Below are 25,495 nucleotides of genomic sequence, written 5' to 3'. Positions count from 1 at the left end.
GCGATGTTCATCGACGACGACCACATCTTGCGAGCCTCATCCGACACCGTCTGCGCGTGCATCTCAAAGCGGCCGGCCATCGCACGCATCGCGTGCGGGTCGGTCATAAAACGTGTTGCCATATTGGCTGTTCCTTAGCTATGCGGATTAACCCACAGACGTGCCGGACCGGTTGCCCGACCGTCCTTCACTCTTAACCAGCTGCTGGAGAATGCGGTACCACGCTGACTCGCGGCAGGAAGCGAGGTTCGACGTCGTCTTCCCACTTCCCCCATTCCTTCTTTTCACTCATGCCGTCGGCAGCCGCCTCTGAATCCGGCCCGTCGATCGCCATGTCATCGGTATCGGAGAGCTCTTCACGCTCCGGTGCCCAATGGTCATAGTCGTCCGGCGGTACGGCCACGCCCCAGCTGAGCGGAACCGTTAAGCGACCGAGCATGCCTGACTCACCCCGAACTGCCGACACCGAATCGTCCGGCAGAGGCGAACCAAGAGGCAAAAGCATGACGCCCCCTTCCACACCCGAAACTCTGTTCACACAGACCCCAACGGCGCACTAATGGCCGCCGAGTATTTTTCATACTAAAACAAACCTAAGGACATTTGTCGGAAATTTCTGGTTTTTGTCGGCGTTAAACACAAAATTCGTCCGCGCGGGAACGCGCGAACGCGATCGTCGGCGAGCCGGTCGATCCTGGCATGGACGAACGCCACCGCGTGGGGCGGTGCGCCTGACAGGACCGACCGCCCCGCCAAGAGCGAAAAATGTTGCTCGACAGCAATTCTGCGGGAAATCAGCGATTGCGTTCAGGAGGGTGTTCACCGCACTACCCCAGCGCGATGGCAATCGGTTCGAGGTTGCCGGACCACACAACGGGACCCGCGGCCAACGACGTCGCTACCCACGGTACGGGTGTTCGGGTGAGTATTGCGCGCGTCGATTCATTCGCCGCCGCAAACCGTACCTAATAGTTTGATTAAGCGTATAACCGATGAATATGCGTTGGCGGCATGTCGAAAAATGTGCGCGTCCCCCGATTTCAGTGGTTTGGGCGCTTCGGCAGTTGCGCCCTGCCCTCTCAGGCGCCCTTACGGGGCACCACCTTGGGCCGGGACTGCACCACATGGGGTGGGCTGGCCCCCGCGCGGCCCACCATGCCGGTCGGCTTGTTGTCACCGACCGCCGTCCGTGCCGCCACCGGCATGCCACTGGTGGATCCGGTCGGCGGGGCCGAGACACCGGCGCCTCCCGCCCCCGCCATTGCCGAGCTGACAATCGGTGCCGGCGTAGACCCCTGCCACACCGGGGGCACCGATATCGCCCCCACCAGCCGCGCCCTACCCAGACCAGCAGTAATTGAAGAGCCCCAACCCCCGCCGTTGCCGACCACGTTCATCGACGGGGCGGTCGAACTGATGTATTGCGACGCGCTGGCGGCGGCCACATTCGAGGCACCGGCCAGCGACGCGATGGGTGCCGCGCCTTGCGAGAGCGCCATCATCGGCGACATCAACGCGCTCGCCGGGTACACGCCGATCTGGGCCACCGACATCAACGACGACACCGGTGCCGACGAAACTATCGACCCGACCTGGGTCAGCGCGGACTGAATCGCGGTCACCGCCGACGAGAAGCCCGGGCCGAAAATTTGACCGCCCACCGACGACAACGCCCCGGCAAACTGCGACGCCAAGCTGCTCAGCGGCGTCGTCAGCAATCCCGCCAAACTCGACGGTGCCGAACTGATCGACGGCAACGCCGACACCACCGATTGCGCCCCGGCGTGATACCCGAACATGGCCGCCACATCCTGAATCCACATCTGGATGTATTCGAATTCGGTGGCCGCAATTGCTGCGGTGTTCTGGCCCAGAATGTTCGTCGCGATCAACATCATCAGCTGAATGCGATTGGCCGCTATCGCCGCGGGCGGCACCGTCGCCGCGAATGCCGACTCGTACGACGTCGCCGCCACCCGCGCCTGCACGGCTGACATGGAGGCGTGCGCCGCCGCGCCGTGCAACCACTGCAGATACGGCGCCGCCGCCTGTGTCATCGACTCAGCCGACGGACCCGTCCACTCCCCATTCGACGCCAGGCCCGAGACCACGGAGTCGAATGACGACGCCGACGCCCACATGTCCGCGGCCAACCCGTCCCACGCCGCGGCAGCCGCCAGTAGCGGCCCAGAGCCGGCACCGGCGTACATCAGAGCCGAATTGATCTCCGGCGGCAAAAACGCAAAATCCAGAACCATCCGCACCTCGATACGCCCCGCCGCTTCTACGGCCTAACAACTGCACCCCGACAGTCATCACTGCGACTGGACACTGCGTATAAGACTAAGGCCGGAGCGTGGGCAGCACTACTCCAAAATTGGCCCATTTGTCGAAATGGCTGGATTGCGGGCTCCTAGGCGCCCTTGAGCCGAACCGCCAGGTAGTCGGCGACGGCATCCATCGACACCCGTTCCTGCGTCATCGCGTCACGGTCACGCACGGTTGCGGCATTGTCTTCCAGCGAGTCGAAATCGACCGTCACACAGAACGGCGTCCCGACCTCGTCCTGGCGCCGATAACGGCGTCCGATCGCGCCGGCGTCGTCGAAATCGATGTTCCAGGACTTCCGCAGTTCGGCGGCCAGGTCTTTGGCCTTGGGGCTCAGGTCGGCGTGCCGGGACAACGGCAGCACGGCCGCCTTGACCGGCGCCAGCCGCGGGTCGAGGCGAAGCACCGTGCGCTTGTCCAGACCGCCCTTGGCGTTCGGGGCCTCGTCTTCGGCGTACGCATCGATCAAAAACGCCATGAACGACCGAGTCAGGCCGGCCGCGGGCTCGATCACGTAAGGCGTGTACCGGGTGTCGCTGACCTGATCGAAGAAGGACAGGTCGACACCGGAATGCTTTGCGTGCGTTGACAAGTCGAAGTCAGTGCGGTTTGCGACACCTTCCAGCTCACCCCACGGATTGCCTTGGAAACCAAACTTGTATTCGATGTCGACGGTGCGGTCGGAATAGTGCGACAGCTTGTCTGCCGCGTGTTCGTACAGGCGCAGGTTCTCCGGGTTGATGCCGAGGTCGATGTACCACTGCTGCCGGGTGTCGATCCAGTACTGGTGCCATTCCTTGGCGGTGGACGGCTCGACGAAGAACTCCATCTCCATCTGCTCGAACTCGCGGGTCCGGAAGATGAAGTTGCCCGGGGTGATCTCGTTGCGAAAACTCTTGCCGATCTGGCCTATGCCGAATGGCGGCTTGCGCCGCGCGGTCGTGACCACGTTGGCGAAGTTGACGAAGATGCCCTGCGCGGTCTCGGGCCGCAGGTAGTGCAGCCCCTCCTCGGTCTCGATCGGCCCGAGGTAGGTCTTGAGCATCATGTTGAATTCGCGCGGCTCGGTCCACCGACCAGGCTCCCCGGTCTCCGGGTCGCGGATATCGGCGAGTCCGTTCGGCGGCGGATGCCCGTGCTTGGCTTCGTAGGCCTCGATCAGGTGGTCGGCGCGGTAGCGCTTGTGGGTGATCAGCGACTCCACCAGCGGGTCGTGGAACACCTCCACATGGCCCGAAGCCACCCAGACCTGCCGCGGCAGGATGATCGACGAATCGAGTCCCACGACGTCGTCGCGGCCGGTGACCACCGCGCGCCACCACTGCCGCTTGATGTTCTCTTTGAGTTCCACGCCCAGCGGCCCGTAGTCCCACGCCGACTTGGTGCCGCCGTAGATCTCACCCGCGGGAAAGACGAATCCCCGCCGTTTGGCCAGGTTAACGACGGTGTCGATGACGGACGCCACGGGGTGGTCCACTCCCTTTCTCCGATTATTGCGAGGCGCGGGGCGGTGAATCGTCGCCCCGCGAAACATCAGCAATGGTATAGACCGAGCCGGGGTCTTTGACATGCGTCATCATGCATGTCAAAGTGGATGTCGTTCCCTGCAGTATGCGCAGCCGAGTACCCGCACTTCCCAAGGTGATGACTCTCGCATAGTGATGCCCTCCTCAACGCCGACCGCCGACCCTGGCCCCGCGTCGAATCTGGGCGCCCACCGGCACGCCGGCGCGCCACCCGGCGAGCACTCCCCATTTGTCGACTATCCGGTGCCGCCGTCGCGCGAAATTCTCGATGCCGCCGGTGAGCTGCTGCGCGCGCTCGCCGCACCTGTGCGCATCGCCATCGTGCTGCAACTGCGCGAATCACAGCGCTGCGTGCACGAGCTGGTCGACGCGCTGGGCGTGCCCCAACCGCTGGTCAGCCAGCATCTGAAGATTCTCAAAGCCGCAGGGGTGGTCGCCGGGGAGCGATCGGGCCGCGAGGTGCTGTATCGGCTGGCCGACCACCACCTGGCGCACATCGTCGTCGACGCCGTTGCCCACGCCAGCGAGGAAACACCATGACAGGACCCAGCGTCCGCTCCACCCGGCAACGGGCGGCGATTTCCACGCTGTTGGAGACCCTCGACGAATTCCGCTCCGCCCAGGAGCTGCACGACGAGCTGCGCCGCCGCGGCGAGAACATCGGGCTGACCACGGTCTACCGAACGCTGCAATCGATGGCAACGGCGGGAATGGTCGACACGCTGCGCACCGACACCGGCGAGTCGGTCTACCGGCGCTGCTCGGAGCACCATCACCACCACCTGGTGTGTCGCCGCTGCGGGTCCACCATCGAGGTCGGCGACCACGAAGTCGAGGAGTGGGCCGAGCAAGTGGCCACCAAGCACGGCTATTCCGAGGTGAGCCACACCATCGAGATCTTCGGCACCTGCTCGGACTGCGGGCGCTGATCGCGAGTGTGCGGCTGCCCGCACCCTCGGCGGCAGCGGGCTCAGTCGGTCGGAGCCGCATCTGGGCACCCCTTCGGTCGGGAAGCGGTATTCGTCCTTTTTGCCCTGGCGGCTGCATTTTACCGCCGGCTGCTATGGGGCGTGCCCTAACCAGAAGCCCTGCGTGTCCGATTCCAGGACGGAACGCAAGAACGGCTTGTCGTTGGCGATGTAGAGGTTCGCGTCGAGGTGCGGCAGCCGCATGTCGCGGATGCATTGCTCGGCGAAGTCGCTTCGAATGAGCCCTTTGTCTTGGATATTCGATTGGAATGCCTTCTGCTTTTCGAAGGCATGGCTTTGATGCTGCAGCCACGAATGGTGGAAACCCATGAAGCCCTCGGGGCAGTGCACAGTGCGAGCGAGGCCCCCGGATACTCCCTTCTTACGCAGATAGTCGGAGGTGAAGGGCATCTTCCGAAAATACCTACCGGTCATCACATATGTGCGGTAGCTGAAGTCGTCTGGACCATGGCTCTTGTCGCAGAATAGATCCAAGTAGAACACCGAGAAATGGAGCCGCACTGTGATTACTTGGTGCCATTTTACGGTATTGATGATACGGTCAGCCAAGCGACTGTCAAGGAATTCGTCAACATCAGAAAGAATCACAATATCGTCGTCGTTGACGACATCATTGAGCAGCGTGCAATGATTGCGCTGCACGGCCTCGTTGAAATATCCATAGTTATGCGAGAGTAAGTGCCAATACCACTCGTCGAAAAACTCGGTACCGCATGTATCTAGGTTATAGTACGAAACATCCGGCTGAACAGGATCGAAGCATTCTTCGGCGTTGAGCCGATGGTATTTGACCCGGGAACTCACGAGTGCAGTGTCAAAATTCAAGGGCTTGTCATTGTAACTGAACGTCTTACCCGCTTCGCAGAAATGCAGTTCGTCTATCCAGTAGCTAGCCTCTTTGATCTTGAGCTCTGCTATCTTCCGTTCGTTGAAGTATGGGCAAAATTCGAATATCTTCACGGTGCGACTCCCGGATCACCATCTGCCAGAATGACATGTTTGAGGTGTTGTTCGAAGGACCGGGCAAGCTGCCGGATGGTAGCGGCGCGGAAGTGGACTCGGCTGTAATAAATGGTCAGATCCAGGCCCGTTGAATCTAGGACTGCGGTTACATTCATGAGGTACGCCGAAGGGTTTTTCAGTGAGTGCGTCAAGCCAATCGGTAGCGTTAACGGCGTGGAGAAACCGTGCGGAGTGGCATCGCGATCATTCGCGTAGTGAAATAGCATCGGGTACGGGTGGTCCAATCCGTCGTACCGTCGCTGAAGCGAGGGCATGTATCTCAACATCAAATAGTCAAGGCCGCCGCTGGGGGTGCTAAAGACGGCTTCCTTTACATTCTCGACAGTTTTCGGAATGCTTCCGTCGGCCGATATGTCGATGCGAAGCGGATAGGCGCCCGCGAAGAACCCCACCGATCGCGTGATGTCCGCATCCGCGAGAAACGATTCACGCTGGGCGCTTATCAAGTAGAGCGGCAACGACGTGCGCGGCTGCAGATCGTGGCAGGCGTGACTAAACGCGGCCAGTACCAAATGAAAGGCGTTGGCCTGGTAGGTCTGTACGGCACGGTCCAGGCTCGACACATGGTCAGCGCTGCAAAGTGGGCGCGTGGTGTGATGGACCATTTCCTTCTGTAGCGCATACGAGCGTGGCCTTTTGTCCGGCAAGAACGGCTCGCCGCGCGCCACCACCGTCTGCCAGTGAGTGACGGCGTCGGTGAATGACCCGTCGTTTGCGTAGCGCTCCAAACGCAGGCACCAGTCGTCATAGGAAATGCTGCGATTGGGAGATATCCGTTCGCCCACGCAGTGTCGTCGAAACTCGTCGAGAAAGACCTCCCATGACGTGCGGTCGAACACCAAGTGATGAAACAGGAAGAAGAGCACTTGCCGGCGCCGATGTTGGTAATCCTCGAACAGAACTACCCGGTAGAGATGACCTGTGCTCAAGTCAAATTCGTGCTGCAGTGCGGCGCAACGCGCCGAGATGGTGGATTCGTGTTCCGATAGCGGGATGCTGCCGAGGTCGACGCGGGCAATGGATCGCTCTGTCCGGGGCTCTTGGTAACACTGTCGCCATTCGCCAGGAGCCTGCTCCTGGAACCGCGCGGTGAGGATGCGATGCGTTTGCACGACTTTGCGCACGGCCTCCTCGATGACATCGGGATCGACGCGTTCGTTCAGCGCGATGAGGTACGGGCTATTGAAGATGTTGCGATCAAAGAGATCTCGTTGAAAGAACCGATGCTGCACGGGCGATAAAGCGAAGCCTTCATCGGGGTCTGGCCGGGTAGACACGCCGGGGCTGGTCACCACTGGCCGGACGGCATGCGCCGACTCCCGTATGGTCGGATGTCGGAACAAATCGTTGGCGGAGATAGTGTATCCATCCCTTTGTAGCAGGCCGACAATCTCCAATGCCTTCAGCGAGTGTCCGCCCAATGCGTAGAAATTGTCCTCTACGCCGACCACATCACGCTCAAAAGCCTTGCGCCACGCGGCAACCAGCAGCTGCTCCACTGAGTTCTCGGGTGGGGTTTGGGTTTGGGTTTGGGTGGGAGGTTGGGTGGGAGGTTGGGGTGGTGTTGGTGTGGGGGTGTGTGTGGTGAGTTGGTGGCGGTCGATTTTTCCGTTGCGAGTCAGTGGTAGCTGCTCGATGAAGACCAGGTGATCGGGGACCATGTAATGCGGCAGCGTGGCACGCAGGTGAGCCTTAAGTGCCGTGTCATCCACAGGTTCACGCGACGTGTAATACGCGACCAGACGATCACCGGACACCACCACAGCGCACTGCCCAACAAGTGAGTGCTCCAGCAGTCGTGCTTCGATCTCACCGGGCTCGATACGAAATCCCCTGAGCTTGATCTGCTCATCAACACGCCCGACGTAGACCAGGTCTCCGCTTTCCTGCCACTTCACCAGATCCCCGGACTTGTACATGACAGCACCAGCAACCCACGGGTCGGGCACAAACCGCTGACAAGTAAGCCGGGGATCTCCCCAATACCCCAGCCCCACTCCCTCCCCCCCGATATAAAGCTCACCAACAACACCGACGGGAACACGTCGACGATCAGCGTCAAGAACATAGAGGCTGGTGTTAGACAACGGTTTCCCGATCGGAACAACATCATCGACAACAACATCAACCGGATGAGTACTGCTCATCACGGTGGCCTCGGTCGGACCGTAAACGTGAACGAGTTTGCCTGCACCCAGCTGAGCCAAGGCCTTCTTCACATGCCAAACCGACGCACGTTCACCACCAAAGAACACCTTGCGCAACGGCGCGAACATCATCGGATCGTGATCGACATAAGCGCTAAGCAGCGCAACCGGGATCGCCAATATGCTGATGCCGGCCTCGTGGATGATCGCCGCCAAACGCTCGGGATCGGTAATGTCGTCGTATTCGGGCACCACCAGCGTGGCACCGTTGAGCAACGCACCGAAAATATCGAACACCGACGCGTCAAACGCATAATTGACCAGCGCAAGAACATTATCGTCGGGCTCAATGTCAAAGTAGTTCGCCCCCATCACCGTGCGCGTCACACTGTGATGGGCAACCGCAATCCCCTTCGGAACACCCGTCGAACCAGAGGTGTACATAATGTAAGCCGGCGCCACCGGCGGCCCCACCGGCGGAAGAACAGACCTGTCTGCATCCACACCCTGGCCCACACGAATCATCGCAACCGTCAAACACACCTGCGCCCCACTATCACGCAGAATCGATTGAACCCGCTTCTGCGGATACCCCGGGTCAATCGGAACATACGTAGCGCCCACCCGCAGAATCGCCCAAATACCCACCACCATCTCCACCGAACGCGCCGTCATCAACGCCACCGGTTCCCCCGGCCTCACACCCAAATCCAGCAATCGCACCGCCATCGACTCCGCACGCGCATGCAACTGCGCATACGTCAACACCTCATCCCGAAACCGCACCGCCACCCGCTGCGCAAACCTCCCCACACACCCCTCAAACAGCCCAAACAACGAACCATCCCTCGGATACACCGACAACTCAAAAACACCAACGCCGTGAACCTGGCACATGCCGTTATCGTAGAAGGCGGGATACATTTTCTGGTGCTTTTCTGTTGATTTAGTCGGCGTTTTCCCAGCAGCGCCAAGCGCTAATGCCTTATCGCCCATCAAATTTCGACGTGGCAGTGTTCAATGCGGCGTGCCATCGATAGTGACTAATCAATTAATTAAAGTGCGGTATGCCGAGATGGCCAGCAAAGAACTGCGCGTTGATCCCGAAGGAGGTGCCTTGCCTGCGTGGCGATTGCGCCCCGCTTTCAGTCGCTGTCGGCAACGGCTGCGAGATCGACGCGAGTGTCGACCTACCAATCGCATATAGGGCGCCCGATCAAGTGGATGGATCGGTAATACGTTGGTGCACAAACGATTTAACAAGCCGTAAACGCTTCGTTTGCGAATGCGCTGCGTAACGGGATCAGGCGCGCTACCGAGCGCACCCCGCATGGGCGCGAAGTGTAATCGTGGTGTGCCGCACCCGCGGCGGTCTAGTCACGCAGCTCAATGGGATCAGCAGTCATTTCCACCAATACCCGCTCGAATCGCTCCATCAGCGCATCGATGCTGGCGGTGTCGAACACGTCGGCGTTGTATTCGATACGTAGGCCCAGTTGGTCTCCCGGTTGAGCTTGCACCGAAAGCGGGTAGTGGTTGGATTCCCACGCGGTAAACCCCGTGATCGTAAGGTCGTGCTCGCCGGCCAATGCGGTGGTGTCGATCGGGTAGTTTTAGTAGACGAAAAGGGTGTCGAACAACCGCTCATGGCCAGTGATGGAGTGGATCTCGGACAGTGCCAGATGCTGGTGCTCAAGGGTATGAGTGTGTGCGCCCTGCAGTTGTTCGAGCAGCTCCGCGGTGGAAGTGGTAGCTGTAATGGTTGCCCGCACCGGCACGGTGTTGATCAACAAGCCCATAAGCGATTCGGCGCCGGCCAGCTCGGCCGGCCGCCCTGAGACGAGGGTGCCGAAGACAACATCGTGCTGGCCGGTCAGCCAGTGCAGCAGCTGCGCGAAGGCACCGTGCAGCACGAGGTTGACGGTGGTTTGACAGGAGCGCGCGAGTTCGCTCACCGCCCGGGTGGTCTGCTCGGTTAGCCGAATCGACGCAACTCCTCGCCGCCCCAACCTCCCCCGGCCCGGCGGACCCACCAAGGTGGGTGTGTCGAAACCGGCCAGCACCGTGCTCCACGCCGCGTGCGCACCATCGAGGTCCTGATCCGCCAGCCAGCTAACAAATCTGCGATACGGCATCGCCGCAGCCAGTCGCTGCCCGTAGTAGCGGGCGAATATTTCCTTCAGCAAAATCGGCGTCGACCACCCATCGAGCACGATGTGGTGATTCGTGACCACAAACCGGTACCGGTTGTATCCGGTGCGGATCAGCGCCGCCCGAAAGGCCGGTCCGTCGGACAGGTCACAGACGGCGCCACGTTCAGCAGCGCACACCAGTTGCACCTGCCCATCGACTTCCACGTCGTCGGCGTCCAACTCGACATAGCGCCAGGGCACCACCGGATCGGCCGGGATGATCTGCACTGGCTCGTCGAACTGGTCGCTGAACCGTGCCGCCAGATTCGGATGCCGGGCCGCTACTGTGTGCACTGCCTCACGGAGCCGCTCCCGATCAAGCAGACCGGTCATGGTGATATCCAGCTGCACCGCATACGCAGTGTCGTCGCTAGATAACTTGGTGCAGGCGTGGAAGAACAGCCCCTGCTGCAGGGGTGTCAGCGGCAGCACGTCAGCGATCCGGTATTGCTGCGCAAGCTCGTCGAGCTCCTGCTGGCTCAGTCGGGCCGGCGCGATATCCGAGGGGGTCAATCCGCCCCCGCCACTGCGCACATGTGCGCAAATCCCGGCGAGGGCCTCAAACCACAACCGGCTCAGCCGGGCGACCTGCTCTCGATTCAGCGCGGACGGTGCCCACGTCCAGTCGGCGTGCAGCCGCGGACCAATCTCAGTGTCGACTGTGCCGGCATTGAGCTCCACAGTGTGCGCCAGCGGAATCGGTATCGCGGCGGCGGCACCAGTCAACGACAAGCCCTCTCGGCTGATCCGCCAGACATCATCGGAGATCTCCGCCGCCGCCGCGCCCAGCCGTCCCAGATAGTTGAATCCGATCCTCAGGTCCGGGCCGGCGAGCTCAGCATCGGCGTTCAGATAGCGCAACAGACCGTAGGTCAACGGCTCCGGGAGGGCGCGCAATTGTTCTTTCGCGTCCTTCACTACCGCTCCTAGCGCCGCCTCACCGGCCACCACATCGGACCAGTCCAGGCCACCAACGGCCAACGCCACCGGATAAATCGCGGTGAACCACCCCACCGTGCGTGACAGATCCACATCGACTGCCAGCTCCTCTTGGCGCCCATGGCTCTCGACGGCGATACCGATCGGCGTCTCGCCAATCCCCGAGAATTCCGCAAAAGCCAACCCGAACGCGATCAATAAGATGTCTTGCACCCCAGCGTGAAACGCCGTAGGCGCCTCACCGAGCAGCATCCGCGTGGTTTCGATGTCCAGCGACACTGACAAGTGCCCGGCAGTTTGGTGCGTGTCGACCGCGGGTTGCACTGCCTGCATTATCGCCGGTGTCGCCTGGACCTGACGCCACTCCAGCGCTCGCTCGGTCACTTCGGCAGCGCACGCATGCTCGGCCAACAACGCCGACCACCGAACAAACGACGTGCCCTGCACCGGCAACATCACCGGTTGCCCGCTACTGTGCTGGATCCAGGCAATGTTGAGGTCCTCCAACAGAATCCGCCATGACACCCCGTCGACGGCAAGATGGTGAACGATCAGCACCAACTGACCATTAGGGGGCACCCACAACGCACTCAACATCATCCCCGCGGCCGGATCCAACCGCGACCGCGCGGCAGCCACCGTCTCATCCGACAACCCGTTCACCACCTGAACGCACCGGCACGCTTCGGTCGCCCCCACCGCGGGCACCTCTAAGATCCAATCCCCGGCGTCATCGGACTCGACGCGCAGCCGCAACATGGCGTGGTGATCCAGCAGTGCCTGCAATACCACCACCACGTCGGCCTCGGTCACGCCAGCCGGGGCCTGCAGCACCACCGTCTGATTGAACTGACCGACACTTGGAGAATCCAAACCCTTCAACCAAAGGATGATTGGGGTGGCCAACAGCGCGCCGATACCCTCATCGACAATCGCAGCCTTACCGCCCACCACCTTGGTTGCCGAAGCCAGCCGAGCCACCGTCTGCTCCACGAAGATATCGCGCGGCCGACAGAGCAATCCGGCAGCACGCGCCCGCGCCACCACCTGCATCGACAGAATGCTGTCCCCGCCCAATTCAAAGAAGGAGTCATCGACTCCGACTCGTGGCACACCGAGGACTTGGGCGTAGATGCCGGCCAGTGTCTCCTCGGCGATCGTGCTCGGAGCCCGATACTCACCGCAGGTGTACTCCGGCGCCGGCAGCGCCCGTACGTCGAGTTTGCCGTTCACCGTCAACGGCAATGCGTCGAGCACCACCACCGCAGCCGGAACCATATACCGCGGCAACCGATCAGCCAGCGCGTCGCGGATCGCAGCAGACTCCGCGGTACCGGTGACGTAACCCACCAGACGCTTATCGCCCGGACGGTCCTCACGGGCAACCACCACCGCCTGCTCAACACCCTCCAATTCGTGGAGTACCGCCTGTATTTCGCCGAGCTCGATGCGATACCCACGGACCGTGACCTGCTCATCCGCCCGACCCAGATAGTCAAGCTGCCCATCCTCGCCCCAACGCACCAGATCACCAGTCCGATACATCCGCGCCCCCGACGCGCCAAACGGACACGCCACAAAACGCGACCCCGTCAACCCCGCCCGCCCGACATACCCGACACCCACCCCGGCACCAGCCACGTATAACTCCCCCACCACACCCACCGGCACCCGAGACAACCACGGATCCAACACAAACAGGCTGAGCTGAGTCAGCGGCATCCCGATCGGGCTCACCGAACCATCGACATCGCTCGCCCCGATCTCTCGGAATGACGCGTGCACCGTCGTCTCGGTAATGCCATACATATTGATCAGACGTGGTGACCCCGGATGGTTCTGCAGCCATCTCCGGAGTCGCTGCGGCTCCAGAGCTTCTCCACCGAACACCACTGTCTGCAGACTCAAACAACGCTCGGATTCGGCGGACGCCGCATCCACGGTTTGCAACGCATAAAACGCCGATGGAGTTTGGCTCAACACCGTGACCTGCTCGGCGATCAGCAGTGCCTGGAACTCCTCGGGCGCACGCGCCACCTCGTCAGGCACCACCACCAATCGCCCACCACCGAGCAACGCACCAAAAATCTCCCACACCGAAAAGTCGAACGCTAACGAATGGAACTGCGACCACACCCCCGCGCACCCGACCTCCTGCTGCAGGGACTTCACCAACTCGGTGACGTTGCGATGAGTAACCGCAACCCCTTTGGGGGTGCCAGTGGTACCCGACGTGTAAATCAAATAGGCGATGTCGTCGGGATACGGGTATGGCAGTGCGGTACTGGGCTGGGCGTCAATGCGGGGATCGCCGACATCGATAACTTGATCGTGGCCATCCAGCCGGTCAACCAGTCCCGGGGTGGTGAGCACTGCGATCGGCGCGGCATCAGTGACCAAGAGCTCGACCCGCGCATCAGGCAAAGCCGGGTCGATGGGCAGATATGCCGCCCCAGACTTCAGCACAGCCAGAACCGCCACAACCGCCTCCGCCGAGCGCAGCAACAGCAACCCAACGCATTCACCCGGGCCCGCGCCGCGCTCGACCAACAAGTGCGCCAACCGGCACGACGTCTCATCCACCTCCCGGTACGTCATCGACCGACCCTCGAAGCTGACCGCCACCGCCTCCGGAGCAACCGCAGCCTGAGCACCGAATGACTGCGGGATCGACTCCGCCACCGGTACCGGCAGGGTCAATGCAGCTCCGTTGCTGAACTCAGCCAGCCGGACACGCTCAACCTCATCAAGCACATCAACCGACGAAAGCGGCCGGGCCGGATCGGCACTCATCGCCAACAACACCCGCTCCAACCGTCTGGCGACATTCCAAACATCAACATTCGGGAAGGTCGCCCTAGGGCCCGCGGTCAGGAGAAAAAGCTGATCGCCGGTGCCGAGAAATAACAGCACAAAGTCGCCGACAGGAGCCAGATTGGTATACGTCGCCGTCGCCGGAGCATCGCCTAGGTTCACCGTCAGCCTCGAGGGAATGAAGTTGACAACAGCGCGATTCGAGTTCTGGCCAAGCTCGCGTAGACCATTACCACGCTCAAGATCGAGCACCGGATACCGCTGATGCTTCATCAGTTCCCGAAGTCGCCTATCAACATGCCGACTGAAATCGGCAACCGAAGCCTTTGGCGGCGAAGCCAATACCAACGGCACCACCCCGGCGAACATCCCCGGCAGCATCTTTGACTCCGGACGGGTTCGCCTGCTGACCGGGAAGTCAAGCACCACCTCAGATCCTCTACCGCTCAACCCACGCACCATTAATGCGCACACCGCAGTGATCACCGAGATTCGACGAACTCCTAAAGACTTGGACAACTCGTTGATCCGGCGTACCACCGACGGGTCTAACTGAACCGCTGCGGAGGGCGAGTACGGATCCTGTTCACTGGCGGCCCGAGGCGACCAATAATGCGGTTCGGTCTTCGAGGGAAGGTTGCCCCGCCAATAGGCGTGATCATCGAGACAGTCGGTGGAGGCCTTGTAATCCGATTCGTAATCGACCAAATCCTGCAATGATCCAAAATATGGTGCGGGGACCGGCTTTTCAAAGAAAAGCGCAGAGTAGATGGTGGCGATTCGGCGGCTCACCAGCGCCATGCCCATCCCATCGCTCACGATGTGGTGCCAGCACGCGAACAGATAGAATTCATCGGGTCGCGCCCGAAACAACGCAAACTTGAACAGCGGGCCGGTAAACGGCATCGGCCTGCGTCGAATCGACGATGCGAGCTCTTCAGCCTTGCGCTTCGGGTCAGGGGAGCTGCTCAAGTCATGAAATTCGAGCTCCACATCGGGGTAATCGATTGCACGTTGAAAAACCTGACCGTCAAGTTCAAAGAAAGCGGCCCTGCTGGGTTCGTCCTCAGCCACTGCTTGGCGGATAGCCCGCCTAAGAAGGTCTGGTCGAATCGTTCCCTCGATTCGCACGAACAGGCCCAATTGCCACTCCGTACCGGCGTGCCCCGTTTCCTGCGAAAGCCATATCCCCTGCTGTCCGCGTGTCAGCGGCAAAGCCCGGTGGTCAAGTTCCATCCGAATCCCTAACTCGTCTCGATTACGCATACAAGGTCAGTCGTCCGCGAGCCTTTGCGCGCCATGTCCGTTCGGGCCGCTCTTCTATGCGATTTAGACGCACAGTGGTCCGCCCCAGCAAGGCGGGGATTGCGTACTTAACCACAGCTAGACGATAGGGGTGAATATCGATGACCGTCGGCGAATCAGCCGCAGCGCACAGCAAACTACTGTCGACCAACATGCTCCCGCGATGCACACACCAGGAATTCGTCGTGGAAGCGCGCTATCGCTTTTCTCAACGCCACCGCCTTCTGGTGGCCCGAGTTTCCGTATCCGCCAAGCGAGGCTGTCCAAAACCGAAGCCGCCGCACAGGCAAGCCGGCAACACTGCGCGAGAGCGTCAGGCCGTTAGTGCGCGCCGCATCTGGGCGCCCGTATCGAGCACCAGCAGGATCAGGGTGCGCAGGGCGTCGTCGGTTAACGCCGCACCGGGAAAGTTGTAGCGCAGCATCACGTCCGCGGTTTTGGATCCGCTCTTGCCGGAGTTGCGCTGCGCGGCCTTGTCGCCGAGCTTCTCGACCAGCGTCACATTGCCGAAGTTACTGTCGTGCGCCTGCTTGGCGACCTGATCGCTGAGCCTTTTGGTCAGCGGCAGATCCCACGCCACGATCTGGGTGAGCGACACCAGGTCGAGTCCCTCGGCGATGTTCACCACCCGCAACGACGCGAACGTGGCGTCGTGGTGCACCGTCAGCCCACCATCGGGCTCGTCGTCGACGGGCAGCACTTCGCGAAGGATCGATCCCAGACGCTCCTGCAGTGATGACATCAGGCACTCCCAAACCGTCGGTTGCGATCCGCATATTCCTCGCAGGCCGCCCACAGGTCGCGACGGTCGTAGTCGGGCCACAGCTTGTCCTGAAAGATGTATTCGGCATACGCCGCTTGCCACAGCATGAAATTACTGGAGCGCTGCTCCCCCGAGGTCCGCAGAAAAAGATCCACGTCGGGGATGTCGGGCCGCTGCAGGTGATGTGCCACCGTCGACTCGGTGATGCGCTCCGGGTTGAGCCGCCCCGCGGCAGCCAAGCGAGCGATTTCCTTTGTGGCTTCGGCGATTTCGGCGCGGCCTCCGTAGTTGACGCAGTAGTTGACGGTGATGACATCGTTGCCCTTCGTCATCTCCTCGGCGATCGCCAATTCATTGATCACGCTGCGCCACAGGCGTGGCCGCGAACCCACCCAGCGGATCTTGACGCCCATCGCCTTGAGGTTGACCCGCCGCATGCGCACCACGTCGCGGTTGAAGCCCATCAGGAAGCGGACCTCCTCGGGGGACCGCTTCCAGTTTTCGGTGGAGAAGGCGTACAGGCTGAGCCACTTGATCCCGATTTCGATTGCCCCGCAGACGACATCGATGACGACCGCCTCGCCCGCCCGGTGGCCGTCGGTGCGGGTCAGTCCCTGCTGGGTAGCCCAGCGGCCATTGCCGTCCATCACGATCGCCACGTGGTTGGGCATCCGATCCGCCGGAATCCGCGGCGCCACCGCCTTCGAAACGTGCTGCGGTGGCCGGCTTGGGCCGCCGTCGGGCGAGGGCGGTAGTTCGGGAAACGCCACCGGCCACGTCGACCTGTCGGGAAAAGCCGGATAGTTGTCGGGCGCAGCGGGCAATTGTGGGAAGTCGGTGGACTTCAGCTTGCGCTCGTGGTTCTTAGCCACAAGCCTCATCCTGCCCGATCAGCGCTGCGCGCCGGTCGGCGATTGTCCGGTCCACCAGATAATTACGCTCCACCAGCGGCAACGTCTTGAGCTGGCGTTCCAGATGCCATTGCAGGTGGGCGGCCACCAATCCGCTGACATGGTTGCGGTGGGACTGCGGCGTCGCCTCGGCGGCTTCCCAATCGCCATCGTGCAACGCGGACATCAATTCCAGCACGCCCAGCGGCGGCGTGGTCGAACCAGCGGGCCGGCAGTGGCCGCAGACGCTGCCCCCGGCGGCGATGTGAAATGCCCGATGCGGACCGGGCGTGGCGCAGCGGGCGCACTCGGTCAGCGCCGGTGCCCAGCCGGCGATGCCCATGGCACGCAGCAGGTAGGCGTCCAGGAGCAGCTCACGGGGCCGGTGGCCGTCGGCCACCGCCCGCAGTGCGCCCACGGTGAGCTGGTGCAGCGACGGGGCGGGCGCCCGCTCCTCACCGGCGAGGCGTTCGGCGGTTTCCAGCATCGCGCACCCGCAGGTGTACCGGCCGTAGTCGCTGACGATGTCGGTGGCGAACGCATCGATCGAGACGACCTGGGTGACGATGTCGAGATTGCGGCCGGGATGCAGCTGCACGTCGATGTGCGCGAACGGCTCCAGCCGAGCGCCGAATTTGCTGCGGGTACGACGCACCCCTTTGGCCACCGCGCGGACCAGCCCGTGGTCGCGAGTCAGCAGGGTGACGATCCGGTCGGCTTCGCCGAGCTTGTGCTGGCGCAGCACTACTGCTCGGTCTCGATACAGCCGCATCTCAACAGTTTTGCACCCCGCCGCGACATCGCGGGTATCCGCGCCGATAGTCTCGTACCCCGTGATTGGCGCTTCTGGTCCCGTTTCTGGGTCCGCTTACGGATTCCGTGGCACGCGCCTGCCCACGCTCACTGACCTGCTCTATCAGCTGGCCAGCCGCTCGGTGACGTCCGACACATTGGTACGCCGTTCGCTGCACGCGATCGACGCCAGCCAATCCACGCTGAACGCATTCCGGGTGGTGCTGACCGAGTCGGCGCTGGCCGACGCGGCCGAGGCCGACCGGCGCCGCGCCGCCGGTGACACCGCGCCATTGCTGGGCGTCCCAATCGCGGTGAAGGACGACGTCGATGTTGCCGGCGTGCCTACCGCCTTCGGCGCCGACGGCTACGTGCGGCCCGCCGCCCAGGACGCCGAGGTGGTTTGTCGTCTCAAGGCCGCCGGGGCCGTCATCGTCGGCAAGACCAACGCCTGCGAACTGGGTCAGTGGCCGTTCACCAGTGGACCCGGGTTCGGCCACACCCGCAACCCGTGGTCGCGGCGGCACACCCCAGGCGGGTCGTCGGGCGGCAGCGCGGCCGCGGTGGCCGCCGGTCTGGTCACCGCCGCGATCGGCTCCGACGGCGCCGGCAGCGTCCGGATTCCGGCGGCCTGGACACACCTGGTCGGCATCAAGCCTCAGCGCGGCCGCATCTCCACCTGGCCGCTGCCGGAGTCGTTCAACGGGATCACCGTCAATGGCGTGCTGGCCCGCACGGTGGCCGACGCGGCGCTGGTGCTCGACGCCGCGTCCGGAAACGTCGCGGGCGACCGGCACAAGCCGCCCCCGATCACGGCATCCGACTACGTCAGCATCGCGCCCGGGCCGCTGAACATCGCGCTGTCAACCCGGTTCCCGTACACCTTCTTTCGGGCCAAGCTGCATCCCGAGATTCTGGCCGCGACCCGCGCAGTGGGCAAGCAGCTCCAATTGCTGGGCCACACAGTCGTTTCCGGCAATCCGGACTACGGCGTGCGGATGGGATGGGATTTTCTGGCCCGCTCGACCGCGGGACTGCGGGAATGGGAGGAGCGGCTGGGCGACGGTGTCGCACTGGACCCCCGCACCCTGTCCAACCTGCGAATGGGACATGTTCTGGGACAGGCGATCCTGCGCAACGCACGCCTGCATGAGGGTGCGCTGCAGCGCCGGGTGGGCTCGATCTTCGACATCGTCGACGTGGTGGTGGCTCCGACCACTGCGCAGCCGCCGCCGCTGGCGCGGTCCTTCGACCGGTTGGGCGGCTTGAGCACCGACCGCGCGATGATCAAGGCGTGCCCGGTGGCGTGGCCGTGGAATCTGTTGGGCTGGCCGTCGATCAACGTGCCGGCGGGGTTCACCGCGGACGGCTTGCCGATCGGTGTGCAGCTGATGGGACCGGCCAACAGCGAGGGCATGCTGATCTCACTGGCCGCCGAGCTGGAGGCCGTCTGCGGCTGGGTGTCCAAGCAGCCGAAGGCGTGGTGGGAGCATGAGCACGGCCAACCACAGGATTGAGACGCGCTAAAAGCCTAGCCGTCCAAGCTGTTTGGGATCACTCTGCCAGTTCTTGGCGACCTTGACCCGCAGGTCGAGATAGACCTTGGTGCCCAGCAACTTCTCGATCTGGCCGCGCGCCACGGTGCCTACTTCGCGCAATCGGGCCCCACCCTTGCCGATGATGATGCCCTTCTGGCTGTCCCGCTCGACATAGAGCAGGGCATACACGTCGATCAGGTCGTCGCGGTCCCCGCGCGGATTGACTTCGTCGATCACCACCGCCAGCGAGTGCGGAAGTTCGTCGCGCACTCCCTCCAGGGCAGCCTCGCGGATCAGTTCGGCCATCAAAATCTCTTCGGGTTCGTCGGTCAGCTCGCCGTCGGGGTAATACGCCGGGCCGAGGGGCAGGGTGGCGGCCAGCACGTCGGTCAGCAGGTCGACCTGGGTGCCGGCGACCGCTGACACCGGGACGATTTCGGCCGAACCATCGACGAGTTCACTGACCGCGACCAACTGCGCGGCCACGCGGTCTTTGGGCACTTTGTCGATCTTGGTGACGATGACGACGAGGGTGGTCTTGGGTGCGACGGAACGGATCTGCTCGACGATCCAGCGGTCTCCAGGGCCGATCGCCTCGTCGGCCGGGATGCACAGCCCGATGACGTCGACTTCCGAGTAGGTGTCACGGACCAAGTCGTTCAACCGCTTGCCCAGCAGGGTGCGCGGCCGGTGCAACCCCGGAGTGTCGACCAGGATGATCTGAAAATTCTCTCGGTGCACGATGCCGCGGATGGTGTGCCGAGTGGTCTGCGGGCGCTTCGAGGTGATCGCCACCTTGCTGCCGACCAGCGCGTTGGTCAGCGTCGACTTGCCGGTATTCGGCCGGCCGACCAGACACACGAAGCCCGAACGGAATTCACTCATAACGGCTTGCCGGCGCGGTCGGTGAGGATGATCGCGGCGGTCGGACTGAGCTCGCGGACCGCGGCAATGCCGGCGTCGTCAGCCGATCCTGCCACCAGCGCGGCGGCCTCCAGGCCCGTCGCCCCGCTGCAGACGGCTGCGGCCACCGCCGCTTGCAGTCCGGTCAGCCGCAGCGCCGACAAGTCCACTGGCCCAGCCGCATACGTGCGGCCGTCGACGTCTCGCACCGAGGCCCCGCTGCCGGCCTCCGCACGCGCCATCGCGGCGCGCGCCAGCACCACCAGCTTCTCGTCCTCGGGAGCCAGCTGCTCAGCCATGATGCGTGTCTTCAAACTCGTGGTCCTCTGGTTCGACCGGGCTGAGCAGCACGGTGCCGATCCGCAGCCGGCCGCGATGGTCGGGGCCGCCCTCGGCGCGTAGCCGCAAGCCGTGCGAGACCACCTCGGCGCCGGGCAGCGGAACGCGGCCCAATTCCAGCGCCAGCAGGCCACCCACCGTATCGACGTCGAGGTCGTCGTCGAATTCTACGCCGTAGAGTTCGCCGACGTCTTCGATGGCCAACCGCGAGGACACCCGAAAATGCTTGTCGCCCAGGTCCTCTATCGGGGCCGTCTCTTCCTGGTCGTACTCGTCGGCGATCTCACCGACGATCTCCTCCAGCACGTCTTCGATGCTGACCAGGCCGGCAATCGCGCCGTATTCGTCGACTAGCAGCGCCATGTGATTGCGATCGCGCTGCATTTCCCGCAGCAGCGCATCCAACGGCTTGGAGTCCGGCACGAATACGGCCGGGCGCATCACCTGCGACACTTTGGTGTCGCGACCACCGTCGGCCGACAAGAACGCCTGCTGGACAAGGTCTTTGAGATACACCACGCCGACGATGTCGTCGACGTTCTCGCCGATCACCGGAAGGCGGGAGTGCCCGCTGCGCACAGCCAAGTTCGTCGCTTGGCTAGCGAATTTGTCACTCTCGATCCAGATCATCTCGGTCCGCGGCACCATCACCTCACGCGCCGGGGTGTCGCCGAGTTCGAACACCGACTCGATCATCCGGCGCTCGTCGGCGGCCACCACGCCGCGCTGCTGGGCCAGGTCGACAACCTCGCGCAGCTCGATTTCGGATGCGAACGGGCCATTGCGCAAGCCGCGACCCGGCGTGAGCGCATTACCCAGCAGCACCAGCAGCCGGCTGATCGGCATCAACAGCGACGAAATCACCTGCAGCGGAAGGGCTGTCACCAGCGAGATGGAGTACGCGTGCTGGCGCCCGAGGGTCCGCGGGCCGACCCCGATGACGACGAAGCTGGTCAGCACCATGATGGTGGCGGCGCCGAAGACCGCCCAGTTCAGACCGAAGTTGTCGTACAGGAACACCACCAGCAGCACGGTCGCGGTGACCTCGCAGATCATCCGCAACAGCACCACCAGGTTGATGTAGCGCGGTCGGTCGGCCATCACCTTCGACAGGGCCCGAGCCCCGGGCCGTTCATCGCGCATCAGCTCGGCCACCCGAGCCACCGAGACCGTGCTAATCGCAGCGTCGATCGCCGCGAAAGCTCCGCCCAGACCGATCAACGCGATCGCGAGGAGCAGCTGGAACAAGCCGCTCAATGGTGGGTATGCCTTGGCTCGGCCACGGGCTTGTCTGTTACGTCGCCGCTCTTATTCCGACGATTGAGCAACCCCGCGATGACGACAACCGCCATCACCAACAGCCCGTACCGCACTCCCCACGGCCACCAAGGCTGGGCAGCCGGCGCAGGCTGAGCGGCGGGCTGGCCTTGATCGCCGTGAACTGCCAGCGTCACCAAGAAGTCGCCATTGTCGGTCGGCCCGAAGCTGGGCAGCGACTGGGTCTTGGTCACCCGGATCTGCACGCCGTCGGCGGGATCGGTGACCTGACCCCAGGCCAAGGTCGAGTCGTCGAGCAGGAAGGAGTCCTGGCTACCCGCGGGCTCGCTATCGTCGTGCCCCACCACCGCCACCTGGCCGATTTGCACGCTCTGGTTGACGGCGGGGATATCGGCCATGACGCTCTGGTACAGCGTCGGAGGCGTCGGCGCCACGTAGTCCGGCGGCGGGGGGCCCGTGAAGTTGTCAGGCGGCACGAAGGCGCCGCCGTAGAAGCTGCCCGATGCCAGATAGCTCTCGCCGACCGCGGTGAACGCGACCAAGCCAACGGTGCCGGCATCGAGCACGATGCGGCCACCGGCCGGCAGGTACGCCTCACGGGACCCACCGTCGTAGGTGTAGCGGAAGGTCATCGCCTGACCGAGCGGGTTGTACAGGATCGGACGGTGATACTCGTCGTAGTCGACGTAGTCCCAGTGCCGGGGACGGACCAGCGCCTTGTTATCGGCCTTGACCAGCTCGATGTTGTCGCTGTGGAGGCTGACGACGTTCTGCACCTGCTGGTTGAAGTCCGCCTGGGTCGGCGGCTTCGGTGGATCGGCGGGATTGAGCCGGGCGGCCGGTGCGACCTTGGCGGCCGCGATCGCCTGCGGTGGCGCCTCGAGCTTCTTCGGCGGTGACAACACGGCGACGTTTCTTGGTGCCCCCGGGGACGGCGGACTGATCTTCGGGGTTTGCACCGGCACCGGCGCCGGACGTGTAGAAGTCGGCGGCGGCAAGGGCGGGGGCTCCGGAATGTAGACCGGGACGGTGCTCGAGGGCGCCGGGGCCGGCCGGGGCGCGGGCGCGTTGCACACGTTCGCGGTGTGATAGGCCTGCACATAAAACAGACAGTGCTGGCAGGACACGGGGTTTGACCCCTCGCCGGCGCACGGAGACGCCTGTGCCAGACCAGGCATACTGACCAGCAGCGCCGACGGCGCCAAAACCATGGCGGCCGAGACCGCGATCCAGAGTGCTCTCTTCAAAATGCTCAATTGTCGAAATACCTTGACTTGTCCAGCAACCGGCGGTCTTTCTCGTCTTGCCGGTCGTAGTGGTACGCCTCGACCTGTTCGGCTACCCACTCTTCGAGAAGTCGCTCCTGTAGAGCGAACATCTCCTTCTCCTCATCGTGCTCGGCGTGGTCATAGCCGAGCAGGTGCAGCACGCCGTGAATTGTCAGCAGCGCCAACTCATGTCCGAGGCTGTGACCTGCCGCGGCAGCCTGCTCGGCCGCGAACTCCGGACATAACACAATGTCACCCAGCATCGACGGCCCTGGCTCGGGGGCGTCCGGACGGCCACCGGGCTCGAGCTCGTCCATCGGGAAACTCATCACGTCGGTCGGGCCCGGCAGGTCCATCCAGCGCATGTGCAGGTCGGCCATCGCCGCGGTGTCCAACAGCACCATCGACAGCTCGGCGCCCGGATTGACGTCCATTTTCGCGATGACGAACCGCCCGACGCTCACCAATTCCGCTTCCGAGACGTCGATGCCCGATTCGTTGCTCACTTCAATACTCATGGGCTGCTCACCGCACCATCATCGGTGGCTCCGGGTTCCGGATGCCCGCCGAGCAGCGCGATTCATCCCGGAGTCCGAGTCCTCGTGGCGGGCGTAGGCATCCACGATCTCGGAGACCAGCCGGTGGCGGACTACATCCGCGCTGGTCAACTCCGCAACGTGGATGTCGTCGATGTTGTCCAAGATGTCAACTGCGGCCCGCAGTCCCGACCGTGCGCCGCCCGGCAGGTCGATCTGGGTGATATCGCCGGTGACGACGATCTTCGACCCGAAGCCCAGCCGGGTGAGGAACATCTTCATCTGCTCGGGCGTGGTGTTCTGCGCCTCGTCCAGGACGATGAAGGCGTCGTTAAGCGTCCTACCCCGCATATATGCGAGCGGCGCCACCTCGATCACCCCAGCCGACATCAGCTTGGGGATCAGTTCGGGGTCCATCATGTCGTAGAGCGCGTCATACAGCGGCCGCAGATACGGGTCGATCTTCTCGCTCAACGTGCCCGGCAGAAAACCAAGACGCTCACCGGCTTCCACGGCCGGACGGGTCAAGATGATGCGAGTGACCTTTTTGGACTGCAACGCGTTGACCGCCTTGGCCATGGCGAGATAGGTCTTGCCGGTGCCGGCGGGCCCGATGCCGAACACGACGGTGTGGGCGTCGATGGCGTCAACGTAGCGCTTCTGGTTCAGCGTCTTGGGCCGGATCGTCTTGCCGCGGCGCGACAGGATATCCAGCGTGAGCACCTCGGCCGGTGACTCGTTGCCGGTACCGACCAGCATGGCGACGCTGTGGCGCACCACCTCGGGCGTCAACGGCTGGCCGTTGGCCACGATTGCGACCAGCTCGGAGAGCACCCGCTCAGCCAGCGCGACGTCGGCCGGTTCGCCCGACAGCGTGACGGCGTTGCCGCGAACATGCAGGTCGGCGGCGAGTATTCGTTCGAGGGCGCGCAAATTCTCGTCTGCCGAACCCAGCAAGCCCACGACGAGATCAGGAGGAATGTCGATGCTGCTGCGAACCTGAGCGTCGGCCTGCAGGGCCCTAGCTGCGTCAACAGCGTTGGTCTCGCGTGGCGTCACGTGGTTTCCGGTGCCTGCCTTCTCGGCTCGTCAGGGTAGTTCGGGATGCCTTAGTCTACGCCGAGGGCTCCGCCTGGTCAGCCGCGAGCGGTCCGGGCGGCCCGACCTCGGCGGTTTGCTCCCATCGCGGGGTCAACACGCCGAGGGCGCCCAGGGCCACCGCGGCGGCCGTCGAGGTCCGCAGTACCTGCGGGCCCAGCCGTACCGCGACCGCTCCCGCGTCGGTCAACTCGGCCAGCTCATCGGGCGCTATGCCTCCCTCCGGACCGACCACCAGGAACAGCGCGCTCACCTGCGCCACCGCAACATGCGCGATCCGATCGCTCGCCGATTCGTGCAACACCAAGACCGCGGCGCCGGCGGCCACTTCGTCGCGGATCCGCTGGGTGAGCGCCGAAGTGGACAACACGGCGTCCACCGGCGGGATGTGCGCCCGCCGCGATTGCCGGGCCGCCGAGCGGACCACGGCACGCCAGCGGCGCAGACCCTTCTCGGCGCGGGCACCCTGCCAGCTGGCCACGCATCGGGCCGCCTGCCAGGGCACAAACGCGTTGGCCCCGGCCTCGGTGGCTAATTCGATCGCCAACTCCGAACGCTCCGACTTGGGCAGCGCCTGCACCACCGTCACCGGCGGCTTGCCAGGATCGACGCTCCAGCGGTTCAGCACCCGGGCTCGTAATCCGTCCCGGCCGGACTGCTCGACCACGCAGCGGGCCAGGCCGCCGACGCCGTCGCCGAGCACCAATTCCTCGCCGGACCGGATCCGGCGCACCGTCGCGGCGTGAAATCCCTCCTCGCCGTCGACGACGGCCAGTCCACCGGTGTCGGGCAGTGCTTTGACGTAGAACAGCGTCGCCACCATGTGC

The 25,495-nt window shown here is 63.4% G+C and carries 18 protein-coding genes and 2 pseudogenes; 3 read left to right on the top strand and 17 right to left on the bottom strand.

Annotated features, from left to right (window positions below; genetic code table 11):
- The 4 genes and pseudogenes from H7K34_RS00760 to H7K34_RS00745 all read right to left on the bottom strand — a co-directional run.
- Positions 1-122, bottom strand: a pseudogene (locus tag H7K34_RS00760) (WXG100 family type VII secretion target); the annotation flags it as partial.
- Between the two features lie 71 nt (positions 123-193).
- On the bottom strand, positions 194-439 hold the full coding sequence (locus H7K34_RS00755) for a hypothetical protein (protein ID WP_108925698.1): 246 nt from the start codon (positions 437-439) through the stop codon (positions 194-196).
- Positions 440-1,079: 640 nt separating this feature from the next.
- Entirely contained in the window at positions 1,080-2,252 is a 1,173-nt protein-coding gene (locus H7K34_RS00750; protein WP_372510654.1) for a PPE family protein, read from the bottom strand.
- A 161-nt stretch (positions 2,253-2,413) separates the two neighbouring features.
- The gene (locus H7K34_RS00745) at positions 2,414-3,805 is read right to left on the bottom strand and encodes a glycine--tRNA ligase (protein ID WP_264058760.1); all 1,392 of its coding nucleotides are present in this window, start codon (positions 3,803-3,805) and stop codon (positions 2,414-2,416) included.
- A 184-nt stretch (positions 3,806-3,989) separates the two neighbouring features.
- Here H7K34_RS00745 and H7K34_RS00740 point away from each other — a divergent pair, with 184 nt between their 5' ends.
- Both H7K34_RS00740 and H7K34_RS00735 read left to right on the top strand, forming a co-directional pair.
- Entirely contained in the window at positions 3,990-4,394 is a 405-nt protein-coding gene (locus H7K34_RS00740) for an ArsR/SmtB family transcription factor (protein ID WP_276059141.1), read from the top strand.
- A complete protein-coding gene (locus H7K34_RS00735) occupies positions 4,391-4,783 on the top strand; it encodes a Fur family transcriptional regulator (RefSeq protein ID WP_108925702.1) in 393 nt (130 codons plus the stop codon). Before H7K34_RS00740 ends, H7K34_RS00735 begins: the two co-directional genes overlap by 4 nt.
- Before the next feature lie 132 nt (positions 4,784-4,915).
- On the opposite strand, the gene H7K34_RS00730 is transcribed toward H7K34_RS00735, so the two are convergent.
- The 6 genes and pseudogenes from H7K34_RS00730 to recO all read right to left on the bottom strand — a co-directional run bounded on the left by H7K34_RS00730 (position 4,916) and on the right by recO (position 17,688).
- On the bottom strand, positions 4,916-5,803 hold the full coding sequence (locus H7K34_RS00730; RefSeq protein WP_264058754.1) for a hypothetical protein: 888 nt from the start codon (positions 5,801-5,803) through the stop codon (positions 4,916-4,918).
- Entirely contained in the window at positions 5,800-9,009 is a 3,210-nt protein-coding gene (locus H7K34_RS00725) for an amino acid adenylation domain-containing protein (RefSeq protein ID WP_264058752.1), read from the bottom strand. The genes H7K34_RS00730 and H7K34_RS00725 overlap by 4 nt, the downstream gene beginning before the upstream one ends.
- Before the next feature lie 377 nt (positions 9,010-9,386).
- A pseudogene (locus tag H7K34_RS00720) lies at positions 9,387-15,194 on the bottom strand (amino acid adenylation domain-containing protein).
- A gap of 382 nt (positions 15,195-15,576) precedes the next feature.
- Positions 15,577-16,005 carry a hypothetical protein gene (locus H7K34_RS00715; protein WP_264058749.1) on the bottom strand — a complete coding sequence of 143 codons (429 nt, stop codon included), beginning with the start codon at positions 16,003-16,005 and terminating at the stop codon, positions 15,577-15,579.
- Complete coding sequence (locus tag H7K34_RS00710; protein WP_264058748.1) at positions 16,005-16,907, bottom strand: decaprenyl diphosphate synthase; 903 nt, start codon at positions 16,905-16,907, stop codon at positions 16,005-16,007. Before H7K34_RS00710 ends, H7K34_RS00715 begins: the two co-directional genes overlap by 1 nt.
- Entirely contained in the window at positions 16,891-17,688 is a 798-nt protein-coding gene (gene recO / locus H7K34_RS00705) for a DNA repair protein RecO (protein WP_264058746.1), read from the bottom strand. Before recO ends, H7K34_RS00710 begins: the two co-directional genes overlap by 17 nt.
- Before the next feature lie 61 nt (positions 17,689-17,749).
- Here recO and H7K34_RS00700 point away from each other — a divergent pair, with 61 nt between their 5' ends.
- Complete coding sequence (locus H7K34_RS00700) at positions 17,750-19,225, top strand: amidase (RefSeq protein WP_108925348.1); 1,476 nt, start codon at positions 17,750-17,752, stop codon at positions 19,223-19,225.
- A 6-nt stretch (positions 19,226-19,231) separates the two neighbouring features.
- Here H7K34_RS00700 and era read toward each other — a convergent pair whose 3' ends face one another.
- Genes era through H7K34_RS00665 form a run of 7 tightly spaced genes read right to left on the bottom strand, consistent with a single transcriptional unit; the run spans position 19,232 to position 25,491 of the window.
- On the bottom strand, positions 19,232-20,131 hold the full coding sequence (gene era / locus H7K34_RS00695) for a GTPase Era (RefSeq protein ID WP_264058743.1): 900 nt from the start codon (positions 20,129-20,131) through the stop codon (positions 19,232-19,234).
- Positions 20,128-20,448 (bottom strand): cytidine deaminase, encoded by a 321-nt coding sequence (locus H7K34_RS00690; RefSeq protein WP_108925351.1) that lies wholly within the window; start codon positions 20,446-20,448, stop codon positions 20,128-20,130. Before H7K34_RS00690 ends, era begins: the two co-directional genes overlap by 4 nt.
- Positions 20,441-21,745, bottom strand: a complete 1,305-nt coding sequence (locus H7K34_RS00685; protein WP_264058741.1) for a hemolysin family protein — start codon at positions 21,743-21,745, stop codon at positions 20,441-20,443. Before H7K34_RS00685 ends, H7K34_RS00690 begins: the two co-directional genes overlap by 8 nt.
- Positions 21,742-22,977 (bottom strand): hypothetical protein, encoded by a 1,236-nt coding sequence (locus H7K34_RS00680; protein WP_264058787.1) that lies wholly within the window; start codon positions 22,975-22,977, stop codon positions 21,742-21,744. Before H7K34_RS00680 ends, H7K34_RS00685 begins: the two co-directional genes overlap by 4 nt.
- 41 nt (positions 22,978-23,018) lie before the next feature.
- On the bottom strand, positions 23,019-23,552 hold the full coding sequence (ybeY, locus tag H7K34_RS00675; RefSeq protein WP_264058739.1) for an rRNA maturation RNase YbeY: 534 nt from the start codon (positions 23,550-23,552) through the stop codon (positions 23,019-23,021).
- A gap of 18 nt (positions 23,553-23,570) precedes the next feature.
- A complete protein-coding gene (locus H7K34_RS00670) occupies positions 23,571-24,629 on the bottom strand; it encodes a PhoH family protein (protein WP_108925357.1) in 1,059 nt (352 codons plus the stop codon).
- Positions 24,630-24,684: 55 nt separating this feature from the next.
- A complete protein-coding gene (locus H7K34_RS00665; protein WP_264058736.1) occupies positions 24,685-25,491 on the bottom strand; it encodes a 16S rRNA (uracil(1498)-N(3))-methyltransferase in 807 nt (268 codons plus the stop codon).
- Between the last annotated feature and the right edge of the window lie 4 nt (positions 25,492-25,495).

The organism is Mycobacterium montefiorense (assembly GCF_025823255.1).
In the GTDB taxonomy this organism is placed as follows: domain Bacteria; phylum Actinomycetota; class Actinomycetes; order Mycobacteriales; family Mycobacteriaceae; genus Mycobacterium; species Mycobacterium montefiorense.
The sequence above is the reverse complement of the archived record's forward strand: the minus strand, read 5'-3'. Positions and strand labels throughout refer to the sequence as shown.